The sequence below is a fragment of the Microbulbifer sp. THAF38 genome (genome assembly GCF_009363535.1).
Lineage (GTDB): Bacteria > Pseudomonadota > Gammaproteobacteria > Pseudomonadales > Cellvibrionaceae > Microbulbifer.
Genome location: NZ_CP045369.1, coordinates 3237320 through 3254065, shown reverse-complemented (window position 1 = coordinate 3254065; position 16746 = coordinate 3237320). Strand labels below are relative to the sequence as shown.

The following is a 16746-nucleotide window of genomic DNA, read 5'->3' as shown; positions in this document are numbered from 1 at the left end:
AGGAAGGCCAAAGCGCGTGAATTAGATATATATACCTTTGCCTTGTATCATGACCATGAGTCGCATGTGGCAACGGTATGCATTGGCACAGTTGAGTCTTCATTGCGAGCTGTTATATCAAGCAATAAATTTTCAAATGAGCGATTTATGAGGGCGGTAGATAATGGAGATATAGAATCTGCAGCATCATGGAATGCCATCAGTGGTAGGAGCTTAATGCTTGGTGGTTTTGCACTTGCTAATGCATCAGAAGTAGATGTTCCTCGTAAGCCAAAGAAACCTGAGTTTTATCAAGAAATGGTTAAAGCTATTGAAGAGATGCGAGATTTAATAAAGCTACAGAGTAGCCATGGTTGTAACTTAATGTTTTGCTGCTCAACTGAGGCGTCTGAGGTAGGGTTGGTTTGGTCATAAACATAACAAGCCGCTCAAGCACCATTCCGGCCGCGAAAAGCGCGGCCTCCACTGGACTCGCTACGCATTGCTTCGCTCGACGCTTAGCGAGGCGTTATTTTTACAAGAAGGATCGTTTCTACAGATGGAAGGCATATTTGAAGTTGCCGCAGCGATCATCGCATCAATCGGCGCTAGCTCAGTAATAATAATTTCTCTTTCGTCTTGGCTTGGAAAAGTCTGGGCAAATAGGGTTCTCGAAAATGAGAAGCACCAGTTGGCTGAAGGTTTAGAAAAAGCTAAAAGAGAACTTGATGTACTCAAAGAAAGAACTCTGAGGTTTCAGAACGACAAAATTATCGTGTATCGATCTGCAATCGACATCATTGCAAACCTGTTAGCGACAATTGAGGCATATCAGGATGGAAAATTGTCGACTGCGGAAGCAGAAAACCTGTTTGCCTTGTTTAACGAAAAGAGAATTCAAGTATATGGATACCTTGCTATGATGGCTCCTCAAGAGGTTATGGACGCGCAAGATGATCTAATCGACTATCTCTTGGTCGTTATCAATAGTGATACACCATATGATTGGCGATTAGTAAGAGCTAAATCTCTGGCTTTATTAAACACCGTACGAAAAGACATTGGCGTTACTGAGCAGCCCATTGTATACAACGGGCAGTTGTAAAAATAACAAGTGACTATGGCCCTTTGTCAAATATTTAAGCCGTTTTCTTATCCCAGTAAGTGTTGTTTTTTACCATCGTATTGAGGATGGTAAGTTGCTTCCTCATACATGCGATAAGGGCTACTTTCTTTGGTTTACCAGCAGTGACCAAGCGCTCATACATTGGCTTTAATTTAGGGTGGCATTGTATTGCCGACATCATAGAAACAAACAAAACCGTGCGTACACGATGTCGCCCACCTCGAATATAACGTTTACCCTGGAAGCTACCGCTATCACGATTCATGGGGGCGATACCCACAAGTGCCGCAATATCTTTGCGGTTCAACTTGCTCAGCTCAGGAAGTTCGCTCATTAGCGTGTAAGCCTGTACATTGCCGACTCTTTTAGCGCTTAATAAGAGATCGCGTTTTTGTCTCCACTCGGCAACACTGTTAACAAGTTTATCAAGTTGCTTATCGACCCTTTCTAGCTCTTTCTTGATGACCTTTAAGGTAGTCTGATTGGGCTTGTGAGCAGACTTAGGAATTCTCTTGAGACGATTCTTTTGTATTTTGCTCATCTCTAAGCACCGGTTCCTGACCGTCAGCAAATCACTGATATTTCTGAGTTTTCTGGTTTGATTGATGACAATCTTGGCTTCATTGCTTCACCAAAATATGCGATATCAATTGCATATAGCTTACCTGTTTTGGCGAGCCGCCCCGCTGACTTTGCAAAGTTTCTTACTTGTGCAGGATTGCAAACAACTATCGGCAGTCCCGCTTTATGAGCAGCACAGACGAATTCTAATTCTAGCCTTCCTGTGGACTCGATTAATATTCTTTGAGGTTTAAGCGGTTGTATGGCGTCTTTAATACCTTCTTTGTGATTGGTAACACTAAAGAACTGGCCAGTAGGTCTCACATAAATATCGAGTTGTTTACTGCTGGTAACGATACCGACATTGATCTCTTGAGGTTCCATAAGATAAGCTATCTTCGCCTTGCTATTCGGGTGCGAGGCCCACATGACTATCTAGTGAGTGTCTGTCACGTTTATACTTGTTATCGGTCTTTATGAACCGGCGCAGCAACGAACTGTGATAAATAAGGCCTTCGGTGGCCGCCGAAGGTGGTTCTCAATTTACCCGTTAGCGAAAAGGATTTTCAACATCAGAATCGGACAAAAACAACCATACAAACACTGGCAGGCTGCTCCGGCCCGTCGGGTTTGCGCGGGACAGTCTACGCTCCGCTTCTGCCAATCCTGCTGTGTGAGTTATGTGTCAATAGCGTCCAGAACATAGAAGAGGCCTCAGAGTTGTCTGAACCCTATAAACTAAGCGAAAAGGAATTCACCGATATGCTGAAAGCTCTGAAGAAGCATGTTGAAACTGATATGGATCAGTGGGAAATATGGAAGCTCGATACCGCTCGAGGGAAAATCTTCATAAACATTTCCCTGGCTTCCGAAGGCGAAGAAGATACCTATATCGATCTAAATCGCCTTTTAAAGTAGTAAGTCATGCAGCTAACCAACAAACACATAACAAATGCAGGCGACATCATCCCTATGGGGCAGGATCTCCATTTCACAGCTTTGCTGCTACATTGCGGCCGTTGCTGCAGGCTTTATAGTTTATGTGGTTGAAAAATATATTTTATGACTACGAACCAAAAATTTAAAAAGTTGAGTGCTGGCAGGGGTTATATTGCTGACAATTATCAAGTACCGCTCAGCTTATCCGGTATAGCAAAGCACTCTAATATGTCCCCCTATTATTTTTTGCGTGCTTTCAAAGATACTTTTGGAGAAACACCTAACGAATTCTTGATTCGGCTTAGAGTCGAAAAAGCTAAGAAGATGCTTATTATGGAAAACTTGAGTGTCTCAGAAATTTGCGAGAGAGTGGGTTACATAAGCCTTGGCAGCTTTTCTTCATTGTTTTTAAAACAAACTGGCATGGCACCTACTTTATATCGTCGTAAGCTTTGGGCTTTGTCTACTGAGGCATATTGTTTTCCCTCGCAGGCTATACCGGCATGCTATGCCTATCATTTTTTAGGAAAATTGGCTAGTTGAGCAATATTGGAGAAATATCATCTTGATTGTTTTTATAAAATATAGATGAATTAATAACTGGGAATATATAGATGATTACATCCATAGCGCATGCAACAATATATGTACTTAATCAGGACGAAGCTCTTGATTTTTACAAAAACAAGCTTGGTTTCGAGGTCGGTGATGACATGAAAGTGGAAGGAAGTTTCCGATGGCTGACTGTTTATCCGAAATCTAATTCACAGCTTCAGCTGGTATTGGCAGAGCCAAAAGAGGGGCCGATGTTCACTAAAGACTCTGCCGAAAAAATACGAAGCTTAATCAAAGAAGGTGCATTTGGAGCGGGCGTTTTCGAAACTGAAAATTGCCAAAAAACGTACGAAGAGCTTGTGGCTAAAGGAGTGGAATTTATCCAGCCACCTACAAAGCAGCTTTATGGTGTCGAAGCTATGGGCATAGACAACTCTGGGAACTGGTTTAGTTTGGTTCAACGGAAAAATAAAATATAACGTAAAGTAAGTCAGGGGCACTGCAAGCGGTGCCCTGCTTAAAAAGGGTTTGCCACAAAAAGCTTGCTCTAGCAATATTTTCGCACTTTTCACTATTTCATACGCATATACGAATGCCAATTGACTTGGAGACTATTACGTGGTATCAGGTAATTTTAATGTGCGCTTGGCTCTAAACAAAAATAGAAAAGCCACAAATACAATATATAAACGTCAAAAAGTCGAAGTCTTGGAGGTCAAAGATGGCTGATCAAGAATGTCCAGGTACTATGATGGAGGCGTTGAAGGGTTGTCGGGTGATGTGGCTCGTTGGGTATTTACTAAATATCTCTCTACCAATCGACCTGTGGAAGAAAAATTGGCTAACGTAAATTCGCTCCCTTCGGTCGCCGGATCTCACTATCGCTCGGCCGTTCATGGTGGGTGTTAAGTGCCAAAAATGAAGCTTCGTATCGAATACATTACTAGCATAATTTCTATTTTTCTGATTCTTTCTTATCTACTTGGTTACTATGTTTTTTATTACACAGAAATAGGTCTAGTAGATGTTCTTATAATACCAAGTATGTTTTGGTTCATAAGCTGCATTGCCATTGCACCTATACACTTCATGATATCGGCTTATAGATATTTTCGTAACCTTCCAAATTATAAATATCATGCTTTTTCCGGTACTTTAGTGGTAATTTCTTTTATGGTTTATTGGGGACTTGTGCAACTTGGTTTTGTTATTACAGTCTAAGCATTTAGCTGGTCAAGGTTACACCACTTCTTTGGATAAGTCTTACTTGGTCTTGCCCACAAAAAGAGGATGCTCTTACTGTGGGCAAGACCATTGTCACAATGATAAAGAAACTCAAAGCGTGGCTTAAAGCTAGAGAAGAAGGTAAAAAACTCGAAAGTTGGTTCTTTGTTACTTGTGATAGCGAGTCTATTTATAGACACATCGCTGCTCCTAGAAAAGAACAGTGGAATGACAAATTTCGATTGTCAGAAATTGAGCGTATTTATTTTGAAGCCACGGATTACATGTTTTCGGATGATATTCACTTTTTTATCACTGAGAGCCCAGCAAGCTACGTAATACCGACTGAGGCTAAAGGTGGCCAAGCGCTTTGGAATTTGGTTATGGAAAGAAGGTCTTTTTGATGCTGGGCTTGCAACTGAAGCCGCTACTTCGTTGGGTGGTATATATTGTTGGCCGGCCCCAAAAAGTTAACAAGTACAGGCGCCCGACACCTACGGCGAAGGTGATAAAAGCGTTAACTACAATACTTACCCTGAGGCATGTTTAATGAAAGTAAAGAGAATAGTTTTAAATGTAGAGGCTGCAAATCCAGATAATGCCAAAATATTCTATGAATCTATCTTTGACCTTGATCTTGTTATGGACCATGGCTGGATCAAAACATATAGCTCAGGGGAAGAAATGACCACCCAAATAAGTGTGGCATCTGAAGGTGGCTCGGGGACTGCTGTTCCTGATATGTCAATTGAAGTTGATGATCTTGATTTGGTATTAAAGAAAGTAATGGCTGAAAATATTCAAATTGAATACGGGCCAGTATCAGAGCTGTGGGGAGTTCGAAGGTTCTATGTTCGTGACCCGTTTGGAAAGCTTGTTAATGTACTTCAACACATATAACCAGTAGTTGCGCGATAACGGATGATTATGGTCTTTATTTGGAAGTCCTACCTAGATTCTCACAATAACCGACACACTTGGCGATAGCGAAGGAGGCCAGCTGGTTGTAGGCTAGTAAGCTTCCACACAAACAAGCCAGGAACCTCATGGGAACCCGTACCAACCAGCTGACCTTGAAAGAACGATACCAGATTGAGGTCCTTAATGGGCAGAACTATTCAGCCCGAGCCATTGGACTACGCCTCAATAGATCCAATAAGACCATCTCTCGTGAGCTTGGTCGTTACAGCCCTTACTGTGCCGAGAGTGCCCACCGTCAGGCACTGCAACGACGGCACGGAGCTATTAAACATACCAAGCTCGACTTTGCCATGCAGGTACAAATCGACCACCAGCTGAAAAATGCAAGTCCTGAACAAATCGCTGGGCGAATGCAGCTTGAGAGGTGTGCGAAAACGGTTAGTTGTTCAACAATTTACCGCTGGGTCAGTCGACTTAACTGGAGGTCACGTCTGCCAAGGAAAGCCAAACCTTATCAGAAACGGGCAGGTTCCGAGGCAGGCGTAAAGCTTATTCCAGAGCGCATAGATATTGATCAAAGACCTGCGATTGTCGATGAAAACACTGAGATCGGTCACTGGGAAGGCGATACAGTTTATGGTCAAGATGGCTATCTGGTGACACTGGTTGAACGAGTTTCCAAATTATTGCTCACTCGCAGAGTCCCAAATAAGAGCAAGAAAACAGTGAGCCGGGCGATCAAGCAGATGTTGAAGCCATATCAGGCCATCTGTAAAACCATCACCTTCGATAATGGAGGAGAATTTGCAGGTCATCAATCGATTGCGCAGAAGCTAGGATGCAGAATATATTTTGCGAAACCTTACCACTCTTGGGAACGCGGGCTGAACGAAAACACTAATGGCCTTTTGAGGCGCTTCTTCCCAAAAGGAGTGGAAATTGGCAAGATACCAAAAAGCCGTATTGATGACGCAGTGTTTCGAATCAATACTCGACCTAGGAAAGTACTAAATTACTTGAGCCCGCTGGAATTTTTGGCGGGTAAACGTGTGTCACTTATGTTGGCAATCTAGGCTACTTCTTCTTTGAACTTGATTTGTCTTTTGATCGGCGCTGTGTTTAGTATTGATTATTCCGTTTCTTGGTTGGTAGTTAGAAGTTATGTTGCAGAAGTTGAAAGCCTCTTTGGGAATTGGTGCGGCTAAGGTCGATACTGTTTTAGATAGCGCTAGCCTATTTCAGGGGGAGCTAATCAAGGGAAGTATCCACATCCTGGGGGGTGATGTTGAGCAAGAAGTTGATGCAATCAATTTAAAGCTCTGTACTGAGGTTAAAGTAGAGAATGATAATGGTACCGGCTATATCAATTTCACTTTAGATGACATAAGAATTGTAGAACCATTTACAATTGATGCCGGCAGAAGTATAGAAATTCCCTTTGAGTTCAAGTTAAACGATGAGGCACCAATTACTGCACTTAGGGCCCGCAAGAATGAATGTCGTGTTTGGTTGGAAACGACACTTGATATAGATTTCGCCATTGACCCCAAGGATAGGGACTACCTGGAAGTTAAGCCCCTGCCGGTAGTCCAGTCAATTGTCGCTCTGATTGAAGGCGAGGGTTTTGATCTGGTGAAGGTAGATGTTGAAAAAGGCTATTTGAATGGCGGTTCCTTTTCTTCAAAGTCTGGCTGTTATCAGGAAATAGAATTTAAAGGTGGAGGCTTTTTCGGGGCTAAGGAAGTCGAGCTTTCATTTATTTTGGACGGAGAAACGATTCACTGCCTGGCCGAGATTGACCGGAGGTTTGGGGGGCGGGGTGATGAATATCTGTCTTTTTCTCTCGGTATCGATGCCAGTGATAATGAAGTTCAAACTGCGGTTGAGGCAATTCTCTCCCGCTGACCACGATAGTTATGTAGCTTTAGGGCGATAGCCTCAGATGATAAACCATGAACAAAATATTGCCGGGTAATAGCCCGGCTATATTTTGATTCGCTGCTCCTAAAAACAATATCTTACATCAATTACTCTAAACAGGAGTGATTGTAGTGATTTCACATATTTCACTTGGTACCAATAACCTGGAGCAGGCTCGCAGTTTTTATGGCCAGTTAATTAGCTTGCTTGTGGTAAGGAAATTTATGCGTCTGGTAGAGTGGTCTTTTGGAAATTTCCCAACTCCTCTACTAGGCTCGCGTTAACAGTGCCGTTCAATAGTGAGTCTGCCAGTTTTGGTAATGGCACTATGGTTGCTCTTAAAGCTGAGAATGAAAAGGAAGTTGATCGTATTTATTGTATGGCTCTTAGCTTGGGTGCTATGAGCAAAGGGGAGCCCGGTCATAGAGCCCCTGGAGCCTTCTATGGTGCTTATTTCCGCGATCTGGATGGAAATAAGGTAGCGATTTTTGCTCGGTGATTTTCCCCGAGTCAAAATATTCTCGGGGAAAAGTACATTTGGTCAATAATTACTGTGTGGCTTCCAGTTCTGCGACCAAGGTAGTAATTAATTCTGCTGCTGGTAGGGCCCTGCATAGGGGGGCACCCTGGCCAGCCCATTGCACTGCAAAACTATCGCTGCCAGCTGCAGCCGAGGCGTTGGCGAGAGCCTTGCCGGCACTGTAGCAAATGGGGTAATCAGGCCTTGCTGGCGCATCGCGGTTTAGATCTCGGAAAAAACGATTGGCAATACCGCGAGCGGGACGCCCGGAGATATTGGCGGTGATCGCGGTGTTATGAGCTCGCTCACTTTTAAGAGCTGCCCGGAAGTTATCGTCAGCGGCGGATTCTGGGCAAAGAATAAAGGCGGTTCCCATCTGCACAGCGCTGGCGCCGAGGGAGAGGGCTGCGTGTATACCGGCTCCATCCATAATACCTCCGGCGGCAATAATGGGCAGATTGTTCTGGCTGCAAAGCAGGCGGACTAGAGCGAGCGTCCCTATTTCCCGATCTTCTTCTGGATCGAATACCCCTCTATGGCCGCCCGCTTCTATGCCTTGAGCGATCAAGGCATCCATTCCTGCGTCTTCAGCAAGCTTCGCTTCTTCGGGGGTGGTGGCAGTGGCGAGCAGGATTATTCCAGAGTCTTTGAGCGCGCTGATGGCGGCTTGCTCGGGCAATCCAAAATGAAAGCTTACCACGGCGGGCTTTTCTTGCAGGAGCACTTCCAGTAGTTCGCTGTTCCCAATAAAACTCGGGTAGGGCTCATGTAACGCTTGAGGTGGCGTCGCATCCAGCTCCGAGAAATAGGGTGCCAGGTGATTGAGCCAAGCGGCTTCACGCTGGGGATCAGCAACTGCCGGTTGATGACAGAAGACATTGACGTTGAAGGGGTGCTCAGTGAGTTCTCGAGTCTGCTGGATTTTTTCAGCGGCTTTCTGTGGGGAGTAAGGGCCGAGGCCGATGGCGCCGAGTCCGCCGGCATTGGAGACCGCGGCAGCAAGCTCTGGTGTGGAGACGCCGGCCATTGGCGCTTGAAAAATGGGGTGGGAAATTCCCAGTGTTTGCAGAAAAGATTGCACTGCCCGTTCGCCTCGCTGTTCTTGCTTTAAGGAAACTCTGAAAAAGAGTTTATTGTGTTTCTGCGGCCCTCAAGAATATTCAGTGAGATTTTAGCTAGCGGTATTTGAGAGAGGTTGCCGCACCGCCTAGTGGTTTCTCAAGGGGCAAGGTATGGGCTCACCTTAGGGGAATTCCGGCGCGCTAGCTATAGCGGGCCGGAAGTAATTTTTGAATTGGTGGAGATGAATTAGGCCTGAGGCTTAGCTGGGTAATTAGAGGTGCAGGTTTAGACCAATATAGGGGCCTTTAATCTCAACATCGCTCTGTAGGTCGTCCAGTTCATCCAGGTCCAGGTTCATTACGCGGTAGCCGGCCTCAATCGCTAGGTCCACGGCAGGTACGAAATCCCAGCGCACTTTTGCGGTGAAATCGGTGAGGGTATCGCCGCGATAAGCGGTGCCATTGCCCTGGGCAATAACAGACCAGCCACTAAATGGCAGGTCAAAACGTGCCATTCCATAGGCCATTGGCAGATAGCCTGTTAGTTGGATGGTTTCTGTGCGATCTTCACTGATGGCGGTAAATTCACCGTCGTATCTGCGCGCGGTAATGCCCAGGTCCAGGTTTACCCAGTTGTCCAAAATTTCGTAGTAGAAAGTTGCGTCGGTGTGGGTGAGGTCGAGGTCGGTATTGATGGTTGAGCCAGTCTGGAAAGTGACATCGTCGAAAGTGACGGTGCTTTGCAGTTCGGCGCTGCCATCGGTATCAATGTTGCTGTGTGCCAGCATGACATTGGGCACCAGCGGAATTGGGTGTTCCAGCGCGACCTGAATAAAGGTGATGTGGTCTTCACTGAGGGAGAGTTTGTCCAAATTATAATCGTCCTTACCAATATTACCGTCGTAATTTGGCAGCCATGCACCGAGGCTGGCATCAAGGCCGAGAATCGTATCAGCGCTGGCGGCACCGCTGCTGAGAAGGGCGCACAGGGCAATAGCAGATTTCTTCATGAGTTTCTCTCCGTGATAAATTTGCCGCGGAGTTTACAGGGTTATTTTTAATGTGTTGCTGTAAGTTGCACATTTTCACAAATTTGTTGGCCGATTAAGCAAGAGTGGGGCGCTGTGCTATTTAAGGCGGGCGAAGGTGGGCGGAATTTATACGAGACTATGTCTTATTTCCCGCCTCCTGGCAGTTTAGGGGTTCGCTTCAAATAGCATTCGCTGTAGCGCGCTGGCGGCATTACTTAGCGTACGCCCGCGATGGCTAATCACACCGAGGTTGCGCAAGACCTGTAATTTTCTCACCGGCAGTACTGCCAGGCTTTCATCCACCAGAGTTTGGGGCAAAACACTCCAGCCCAGTCCGACACAGGCCATCATCTTGATTGTTTCAAGAAAATTAGTGGCCAGCTTGGAAGTGAGCTTTAAGCCCTGGGCGTCGAATTCCCTTTTGATCAGGCGCCCGGTATAGGTATTGAGGTCTGGCAGTATGGCGGGGTAATTGGCTAGGTCAGCCAGCTCTAACTCTGGGATTCTGGTGAGTGGATGGTTCGGTGCCGCCACTACTACGCAGGGGTCCGGCCAAATCACTTGCGCATTCAAGTGTGGGTAATCCTTGAGAGCAAGGGTGACCACGGCCAGTTCGTATTTGGCGGCCATCAGGGCTTCGTAGGCTTGCTCGGAGTCTACGAAGTCGATATCCAGGGCTACTTTCGGGTAGCGATTACTGAATTCCTTAAGTACTGGCGGGAGGTGATGTAGACCCACATGGTGACTGGTAGCGATGCGCAGGCTACCGCTAACGGTATCGCCAAGGGCACGCAACTCTTGTTCGGTGTCGGAGATTTCATTGAGGATATGGCGGGCGCGGGGCAGCAGGGCGCGCCCGGCATCGGTGAGCTGTAGCTTACGGCCTATGCGATCAAACAGCGGCGCCTGCAGTTGCTGCTCCAGAGCGGCGAGGCGCTTGCTGGCGGCGGGCTGGGTCAGGTGCAGCTGCTCTGCCGCCCCCGATACAGAACCCTGTTCGGCAATTGCCAGGAAAGCCTTCAACCACTGAATTTCCAATTGCTATGTCTCTCACTGATGGAACTCTGGGCCCAATAGTACCTCAAATTCCTTTTTGGAATACATTGGATAATAAATATAAATTGGTGTTATTTTTGAGTCCTGGTTAGACTCGGGCGCTTAACTATTGAGAGGAACGGCTGTGGCAGGGCAAACACTCTACGACAAACTCTGGCAGGACCACCTGATCAAGACCCGTGACGATGGGTCCGCGTTGATCTATATCGACCGCCATCTGATTCACGAGGTGACCTCCCCCCAAGCTTTTGAAGGGCTGCGCCTGGCTGGCCGGCAGCCCTGGCGTAAAGACTCCCTGGTCGCGACTCCCGATCACAATGTGCCTTCCGAAAGCGCTGAACGTGCGGCCGGTGTTAGCGGTATCCGCGACGATATTTCCCGCATTCAGGTGCAGACCCTGGATGAAAACTGCCGGGATTTCGACGTGGTGCAGTTCGGTATCAACGAGCCGGGGCAGGGCATTGTGCATGTGATTGGCCCGGAAACGGGCGCCACCCTGCCGGGTATGACGGTAGTGTGTGGCGATTCTCACACCTCCACCCACGGTGCGCTGGGGGCTCTGGCCCACGGCATTGGTACCTCCGAGGTGGAGCATGTGATGGCCACCCAGTGCCTGATCCAGCGCAAAATGAAGAATATGTTGGTGCGTGTGGATGGCGAGCTGCTCCCAGGTGTTACCGCCAAAGATGTGGTGCTGGCGATTATCGGCAAGATCGGCACTGCCGGTGGTACCGGCTATGCCATCGAGTTCGGTGGTGAAGTCATCCGTAAGATGTCGATGGAAGGTCGCATGACCGTTTGCAATATGGCAATCGAAGCCGGTGCTCGCGCGGGCATGGTAGCGGTAGATCAGATCACTCTCGATTATGTGAAAGATAAACCCTACGCACCAAAAGGAGAGCATTGGGATAGAGCGGTTGAGGCCTGGATCCATCTACATACCGATGACGATGCGGACTTTGATCAGGTTGTAGTACTACAGGGTGAGGAGATTGAGCCCCAGGTGAGCTGGGGGACCTCGCCGGAAATGGTTGTCCCTATAAGTGCCAATGTGCCGGACCCCGCTGCCGAAGGCGATGCGACCAAGCGCACTGGTATGCAACGCGCTCTGGAATATATGGGACTGAGCGCCGGGCAGAAGATTAGCGATATCAAACTGGACCGTGTCTTTATAGGCTCCTGTACCAACTCCCGTATTGAGGACTTGCGTGCCGCAGCCGCTGTAGCCAAGGGCCGCAGCAAGGCCAACAGTGTCAAGCAGGTATTGATTGTACCCGGCTCCCAGGCGGTTAAGGCCCAGGCGGAGCGCGAGGGGTTGCACGAAATTTTTGTCGAAGCCGGTTTTGAGTGGCGCGAGCCCTCCTGCTCTATGTGTCTGGCAATGAATGCGGACAAATTAGGGGTCGGAGAGCACTGCGCCTCCACATCTAACCGCAACTTTGAAGGCCGCCAGGGTTACGGCGGCCGCACACACCTAGTCAGCCCCGCTATGGCGGCGGCAGCGGCGATTGCCGGACACTTTGTTGATGTGCGCGAGATGGCACCAGTGCAAGCGCAAGAGGAGATGGCCTGATGAGAGCATTTACCCAGCACCAGGGCATCGTGGTGCCTATGGATCGCGCCAATGTCGACACAGATCTGATTATTCCCAAGCAGTTTCTGAAGTCCATCAAGCGCACGGGCTTCGGCCCCAATCTCTTTGATGAGTTGCGCTACCTGGATGAAGGTTTTCCCGGCCAGGACTGCTCGAACCGTCCGATCAACCCGGATTTTCCCCTGAACTTCCCCCGTTATGGGGGCGGCTCAGTGCTGCTGGCGCGGGAAAATTTTGGCTGTGGCTCCAGCCGTGAGCACGCCCCCTGGGCGCTGGAAGATCACGGTTTTCGTGCAATCATTGCGCCCAGTTTTGCCGATATCTTCTTTAATAACTGCTTTAAAAATGGGTTGCTGCCAATTGTCTTGCCCGAAGCCGTGGTACACCGCTTGTTCGAGGAAACGCACGCGCAGGAAGGTTACACGCTCACGGTCGACCTTGAGCAACAGCATATACATAAGCCCTGTGGCGAGACCATTGCCTTCGAGGTGGATGCCTTCCACAAACACTGTCTGATTAACGGTCTCGACCACATCGGCCTGACTTTGGAGCACGCTGATGATATTCGCGCATATGAAATGGCGCGACGTGAAAAAGCGCCCTGGCTTTTCGATGCGGTTCAGTACTAAAAGGAAATTCCTGTGACAAAAAAAGTAATGATTCTGCCGGGCGACGGCATTGGCCCGGAAATTGTTGAGCAGGCTATGGCGGTGCTGGACGTTGCATCGGAAAAATACAATTTAGGGCTGAGTTTTGAGCAGGGCCTCATCGGCGGCGCATCAATTGATGCTTATGGTGAGCCGCTCACCGACGAAACGCTCAAAGCTGCAGGTGAGTGCGATGCGGTATTGCTCGGCGCTGTCGGTGGCCCCCAGTGGGATACCCTGGCGCGTGAAATTCGTCCGGAAAAGGGGTTGCTGAAAATTCGCAGCGGGCTCGGCCTCTATGCCAATTTGCGCCCGGCCATTCTCTATCCGCAGCTGGCCGACGCCTCTTCGCTCAAACCGGAAGTGGTGGCTGGGCTGGACATTCTGATTGTGCGCGAACTCACCGGCGGGATTTATTTTGGTGAGCCTCGCGGCATTCGCACCCTGGAAAATGGCGAGCGCCAGGGCTTCAACACTTATGTATACAGCGAATCGGAAATTGAGCGCATCGCCCGCTCGGCTTTTGAGGCGGCGCAAAAGCGCAATGGCAAGCTCTGCTCTGTAGATAAAGCGAATGTATTGGAAGTCACCGTGCTCTGGCGCGAAGTACTGGATCGCCTGGCGCCGGAGTACCCGGATGTGGAACTGTCACATATGTATGTGGACAATGCCGCGATGCAGCTGGTGCGTGCACCCAAGCAGTTCGATGTAATGGTGACTGGCAATATGTTCGGCGATATTCTCTCCGATGCCGCCGCCATGCTCACCGGTTCCATCGGCATGCTGCCATCCGCTTCCCTAAACGAAAACGGTTTCGGCTTGTATGAACCTTGCCACGGCTCCGCTCCGGATATCGCCGGGCAGGGCATCGCCAACCCCCTCGCCACTATCCTGTCTGCGGCGATGATGCTGCGTTATTCCCTGGATATGGGTGAAGCGGCGGATGCCATTGAGGCTGCAGTCAGTAAGGTGCTGGAGCAGGGGCTGCGCACTGCCGATATTTACACAGAGGGTTGCCGCAAAGTTTCCACGGCGGAGATGGGCGCCGCCGTCGTCGCCGCGCTTTGAGCGCTGGTGACGGTAAAAAATTGCCCATTTCACTATCGCGCCGCTTTCTCGGTGGCGCACTCAGATCACTTCACAAACAGGACAAAGCAATGCAGAAAATAGGTTTTATCGGCTGGCGCGGTATGGTTGGCTCGGTATTACTGGAACGCATGGGCGCCGAGGATGACTTTGCGCATATCGCTGAACCGATCTTCTTCTCTACCTCCAATGCTGGCGGCAAAGCGCCGGATATCGGCCGCGAGTTGCCGCCGCTCGGCGACGCTTACGATCTCGATGCACTCGCGGCGTTGGACGCCATTGTCAGCTGCCAGGGCGGCGATTACACAAAAGAGGTTTTCCCCCGCCTGCGCGAGGCCGGCTGGCAGGGTTATTGGATCGATGCGGCATCCAGCCTGCGTATGCAGGAGGACGCGGTAATCGTTCTGGACCCGGTCAACCGCGATGTGATCGATCGTGCCATTGATGCGGGGCAGAAGAATTTTATCGGCGGCAACTGCACTGTGAGCCTGATGCTGATGGCTTTGGGTGGCCTGTTTAAAGCGGATCTGGTGGAGTGGGTGAGTGCCATGACCTACCAGGCCGCCAGCGGTGCCGGCGCCAAGAATATGCGCGAGCTGATTGCGCAAATGGGCGCGATCCGTGACGGCGTGGCGCCAGAGCTGGAAAATCCCGCCAGCGCCATTTTGGATATCGATCGCAAGGTGGTTGCGGACATGCGCTCGGCAGATTTCCCCACTGCGCAGTTTGGTGCCCCTCTGGCCGGCAGCCTGCTGCCCTGGATCGACACTCAGTTGGACAATGGCCAGAGCCGTGAAGAGTGGAAGGCCCAGGTGGAAGCCAACAAAATTCTGCAAACCCAGAGTCCAATTCCGGTGGATGGTACCTGTGTGCGTATCGGCGCAATGCGCTGCCACAGTCAGGCTTTTACCGTGAAGCTGAAAAAAGATTTGCCGCTAGCAGAAATAGAGCAGTTGCTGGACAGTGCTAATGATTGGGTCAATGTGGTACCCAATGAGCGCGAAGCCACTCTGCAGCAGCTGACGCCCACAGCGGTGACCGGCAAGCTGGATATCCCGGTGGGGCGCCTGCGCAAGTTAAGCATGGGTCCAGAGTATCTGAACGCCTTTACCGTGGGCGACCAATTACTCTGGGGGGCAGCCGAACCCCTGCGCCGTATTCTGCTGATTTTGCTGGGTAAGCTGTAACTGGTACAGCTTGGTATAAGTGTTCCAGCGGCGCATGTTGCAGCGTTTGTTAATAGAGGACATTTTGCCAAGCTGTGAACCCCATCAAGTAAAAAGCCGCTACTAGTTGTCATAGCGGCTTTTTCGATTTTCCCCCGCGGGTATAATCGCCCCCTCATTTTTTCCTTTCCAACCCAACGAAGTGAATAGCCATGTCCGAAGCCGCCCGCGAACTGGTCATCGTCGGTGTCGATAACGCCGCCTTTGCCCCTCTGCTGGAAATCCTGGAGGAGCGGGAAATTATTACCGCCGAGCAGCTGTGTTTGCTGGAGAGCGAGGAGCGCGAAGTCGATCCGCAGGTATTTGCCAATCGCAGTATCTCCGTGCAAGCCCTGGAGAAATTCGCTTTTGCTGAGGGGCAGGTGGTCATTTTGCTGGACTCCAGCGAAGCCATTAATACGGCGATAACCAGCGCCGAAAATAGCGGTGCCTGGGTGGTAGATGCGGCGAACAACACCCGCGGCGACGAGAGTGTTGCCCTGATTCATCCCGCTTTCAACGCCGCAGAGCTGGCCAGCGCAGAGCGCCGCGTGGTGGCAGTGCCCAGTGCCGGTGCCGCCATGGTGGCTGAAGCACTATTTCCCCTGGCAGAAAATCTGCAGGGTGTGCAGGTGCAACTCAATCAACCGGTATCCGCCTTAGGCAAAGCTGCCATCGATGCCACTGCGGCGCAGACAGCGCGTATGTTCAGTGGCCAGGATGCGGAAGTCGATCCCGCCATTGGTCACCGTCTCGCATTTAATCAGCTCAGCGCCAGTGAAGCCCTGCTCGCCAGTGGCCATACCCTCGGCGAGCTGACTTTGATTCACGACTTGCGCCGTTTGCTCGGCGATAACATCGCTATTGATGCCAGCATTAATACGGTTTCTGTATTTCACGGCCAGCTGGCCAATTTGGGCATTGTTTTGCGCGAAGAGGCGGACCTGGAAAAAATACGCGCACTGTTAGCCAATGGTGTGCGTCTTCAGTTGGCGGAGCAACCCTCGGCGGAAAATGCCGTGGGTAGTGACGTGACAATCATCGGTCGCTTGCGCCAAAGCCTACTTGGCAAGCGGCAGATAAACCTTTGTGCGGTGTCGGATAATTTGCGCAAAGACGTTGCAATGAACTGTGCACAAATTGCTCACTTGTTGCTAAAAAACTACTGATATTTAATACTTAGCCGCCATAGTGAAGGTGTAATCTTAACTTTGGTCCGGCTGCGAATGGCGAATGATTCGCCCTGGTTGGTGGCCGCCCGTATGGCGGTCAATTAGTCGAACGATTACTGTTCAGTAATGGGGATTTTCTGAAGGCGCGC

At 49.6% G+C, this 16746-nt stretch carries 20 protein-coding genes; 15 read left to right on the top strand and 5 right to left on the bottom strand.

Going from position 1 to position 16746, the window contains the following annotated elements; all coding sequences use genetic code 11:
- Positions 1–66 precede the first annotated feature (66 nt).
- Positions 67–414 carry a hypothetical protein gene (locus FIU95_RS14055; RefSeq protein ID WP_152454366.1) on the top strand — a complete coding sequence of 116 codons (348 nt, stop codon included), beginning with the start codon at positions 67–69 and terminating at the stop codon, positions 412–414.
- Positions 415–538: 124 nt separating this feature from the next.
- Positions 539–1084, top strand: coding sequence for a hypothetical protein (locus FIU95_RS14050; protein WP_152454365.1), 546 nt, complete (start codon positions 539–541; stop codon positions 1082–1084).
- 34 nt (positions 1085–1118) lie between these two features.
- Here the strand turns inward: FIU95_RS14050 and FIU95_RS21350 are convergent, their stop codons facing one another.
- Entirely contained in the window at positions 1119–1646 is a 528-nt protein-coding gene (locus FIU95_RS21350) for a transposase (protein ID WP_216646251.1), read from the bottom strand.
- Between the two features lie 23 nt (positions 1647–1669).
- The gene (locus tag FIU95_RS21345) at positions 1670–2050 is read right to left on the bottom strand and encodes a hypothetical protein (protein ID WP_216646250.1); all 381 of its coding nucleotides are present in this window, start codon (positions 2048–2050) and stop codon (positions 1670–1672) included.
- 336 nt (positions 2051–2386) lie between these two features.
- Between FIU95_RS21345 and FIU95_RS14040 the strand changes: the two genes are divergently transcribed.
- The 8 genes from FIU95_RS14040 to FIU95_RS21340 all read left to right on the top strand — a co-directional run bounded on the left by FIU95_RS14040 (position 2387) and on the right by FIU95_RS21340 (position 7724).
- Complete coding sequence (locus tag FIU95_RS14040; RefSeq protein WP_152454364.1) at positions 2387–2584, top strand: hypothetical protein; 198 nt, start codon at positions 2387–2389, stop codon at positions 2582–2584.
- A 144-nt stretch (positions 2585–2728) separates the two neighbouring features.
- Positions 2729–3148, top strand: coding sequence for a helix-turn-helix domain-containing protein (locus FIU95_RS14035; RefSeq protein WP_152454363.1), 420 nt, complete (start codon positions 2729–2731; stop codon positions 3146–3148).
- Between the two features lie 71 nt (positions 3149–3219).
- Positions 3220–3639: a VOC family protein gene (locus FIU95_RS14030; RefSeq protein WP_152454362.1), complete on the top strand. Its 420-nt coding sequence runs from the start codon at positions 3220–3222 to the stop codon at positions 3637–3639.
- 822 nt (positions 3640–4461) lie between these two features.
- Positions 4462–4788 carry a hypothetical protein gene (locus FIU95_RS14025; protein ID WP_152454361.1) on the top strand — a complete coding sequence of 109 codons (327 nt, stop codon included), beginning with the start codon at positions 4462–4464 and terminating at the stop codon, positions 4786–4788.
- A gap of 145 nt (positions 4789–4933) precedes the next feature.
- Positions 4934–5284, top strand: coding sequence for a VOC family protein (locus FIU95_RS14020; RefSeq protein ID WP_152454360.1), 351 nt, complete (start codon positions 4934–4936; stop codon positions 5282–5284).
- 146 nt (positions 5285–5430) lie between these two features.
- Positions 5431–6378, top strand: coding sequence for an IS30 family transposase (locus FIU95_RS14015; RefSeq protein ID WP_152450975.1), 948 nt, complete (start codon positions 5431–5433; stop codon positions 6376–6378).
- An 88-nt stretch (positions 6379–6466) separates the two neighbouring features.
- Complete coding sequence (locus tag FIU95_RS14010; protein ID WP_152454359.1) at positions 6467–7210, top strand: sporulation protein; 744 nt, start codon at positions 6467–6469, stop codon at positions 7208–7210.
- A gap of 301 nt (positions 7211–7511) precedes the next feature.
- Positions 7512–7724: a VOC family protein gene (locus FIU95_RS21340; protein WP_216646249.1), complete on the top strand. Its 213-nt coding sequence runs from the start codon at positions 7512–7514 to the stop codon at positions 7722–7724.
- Between the two features lie 49 nt (positions 7725–7773).
- On the opposite strand, the gene FIU95_RS14000 is transcribed toward FIU95_RS21340, so the two are convergent.
- From FIU95_RS14000 to FIU95_RS13990, 3 genes are all read right to left on the bottom strand, one after another.
- Positions 7774–8826 (bottom strand): nitronate monooxygenase family protein, encoded by a 1053-nt coding sequence (locus FIU95_RS14000; RefSeq protein WP_256366391.1) that lies wholly within the window; start codon positions 8824–8826, stop codon positions 7774–7776.
- A 252-nt stretch (positions 8827–9078) separates the two neighbouring features.
- A complete protein-coding gene (locus tag FIU95_RS13995) occupies positions 9079–9816 on the bottom strand; it encodes a TIGR04219 family outer membrane beta-barrel protein (protein ID WP_152454358.1) in 738 nt (245 codons plus the stop codon).
- Between the two features lie 186 nt (positions 9817–10002).
- Entirely contained in the window at positions 10003–10875 is an 873-nt protein-coding gene (locus FIU95_RS13990) for a LysR family transcriptional regulator (protein WP_152454357.1), read from the bottom strand.
- 142 nt (positions 10876–11017) lie between these two features.
- Between FIU95_RS13990 and leuC the strand changes: the two genes are divergently transcribed.
- The 5 genes from leuC to FIU95_RS13965 all read left to right on the top strand — a co-directional run bounded on the left by leuC (position 11018) and on the right by FIU95_RS13965 (position 16594).
- A complete protein-coding gene (gene leuC / locus FIU95_RS13985) occupies positions 11018–12466 on the top strand; it encodes a 3-isopropylmalate dehydratase large subunit (RefSeq protein WP_152454356.1) in 1449 nt (482 codons plus the stop codon).
- Positions 12466–13116, top strand: coding sequence for a 3-isopropylmalate dehydratase small subunit (leuD, locus tag FIU95_RS13980; protein WP_152454355.1), 651 nt, complete (start codon positions 12466–12468; stop codon positions 13114–13116). The genes leuC and leuD overlap by 1 nt, the downstream gene beginning before the upstream one ends.
- Before the next feature lie 27 nt (positions 13117–13143).
- On the top strand, positions 13144–14202 hold the full coding sequence (gene leuB, locus FIU95_RS13975) for a 3-isopropylmalate dehydrogenase (RefSeq protein WP_371416966.1): 1059 nt from the start codon (positions 13144–13146) through the stop codon (positions 14200–14202).
- 89 nt (positions 14203–14291) lie between these two features.
- Positions 14292–15407, top strand: coding sequence for an aspartate-semialdehyde dehydrogenase (gene asd / locus FIU95_RS13970; RefSeq protein ID WP_152454353.1), 1116 nt, complete (start codon positions 14292–14294; stop codon positions 15405–15407).
- 191 nt (positions 15408–15598) lie between these two features.
- Entirely contained in the window at positions 15599–16594 is a 996-nt protein-coding gene (locus FIU95_RS13965) for an Asd/ArgC dimerization domain-containing protein (protein WP_152454352.1), read from the top strand.
- Positions 16595–16746 lie beyond the last annotated feature (152 nt).

Coding starts and splice junctions, on each gene's coding strand:
- FIU95_RS14015 (WP_152450975.1), top strand. CDS start 5,431: ATGGGAACCCGTACCAACCAGCTGACCTTGAAAGAACGATACCAGATT.
- FIU95_RS13965 (WP_152454352.1), top strand. CDS start 15,599: ATGTCCGAAGCCGCCCGCGAACTGGTCATCGTCGGTGTCGATAACGCC.
- FIU95_RS13995 (WP_152454358.1), bottom strand. CDS start 9,816: ATGAAGAAATCTGCTATTGCCCTGTGCGCCCTTCTCAGCAGCGGTGCC.
- FIU95_RS21350 (WP_216646251.1), bottom strand. CDS start 1,646: ATGAGCAAAATACAAAAGAATCGTCTCAAGAGAATTCCTAAGTCTGCT.
- FIU95_RS14050 (WP_152454365.1), top strand. CDS start 539: ATGGAAGGCATATTTGAAGTTGCCGCAGCGATCATCGCATCAATCGGC.
- leuB (WP_371416966.1), top strand. CDS start 13,144: ATGATTCTGCCGGGCGACGGCATTGGCCCGGAAATTGTTGAGCAGGCT.
- asd (WP_152454353.1), top strand. CDS start 14,292: ATGCAGAAAATAGGTTTTATCGGCTGGCGCGGTATGGTTGGCTCGGTA.
- FIU95_RS14035 (WP_152454363.1), top strand. CDS start 2,729: ATGACTACGAACCAAAAATTTAAAAAGTTGAGTGCTGGCAGGGGTTAT.
- leuD (WP_152454355.1), top strand. CDS start 12,466: ATGAGAGCATTTACCCAGCACCAGGGCATCGTGGTGCCTATGGATCGC.
- FIU95_RS14020 (WP_152454360.1), top strand. CDS start 4,934: ATGAAAGTAAAGAGAATAGTTTTAAATGTAGAGGCTGCAAATCCAGAT.
- FIU95_RS14030 (WP_152454362.1), top strand. CDS start 3,220: ATGATTACATCCATAGCGCATGCAACAATATATGTACTTAATCAGGAC.
- FIU95_RS14010 (WP_152454359.1), top strand. CDS start 6,467: ATGTTGCAGAAGTTGAAAGCCTCTTTGGGAATTGGTGCGGCTAAGGTC.
- FIU95_RS21345 (WP_216646250.1), bottom strand. CDS start 2,050: ATGGAACCTCAAGAGATCAATGTCGGTATCGTTACCAGCAGTAAACAA.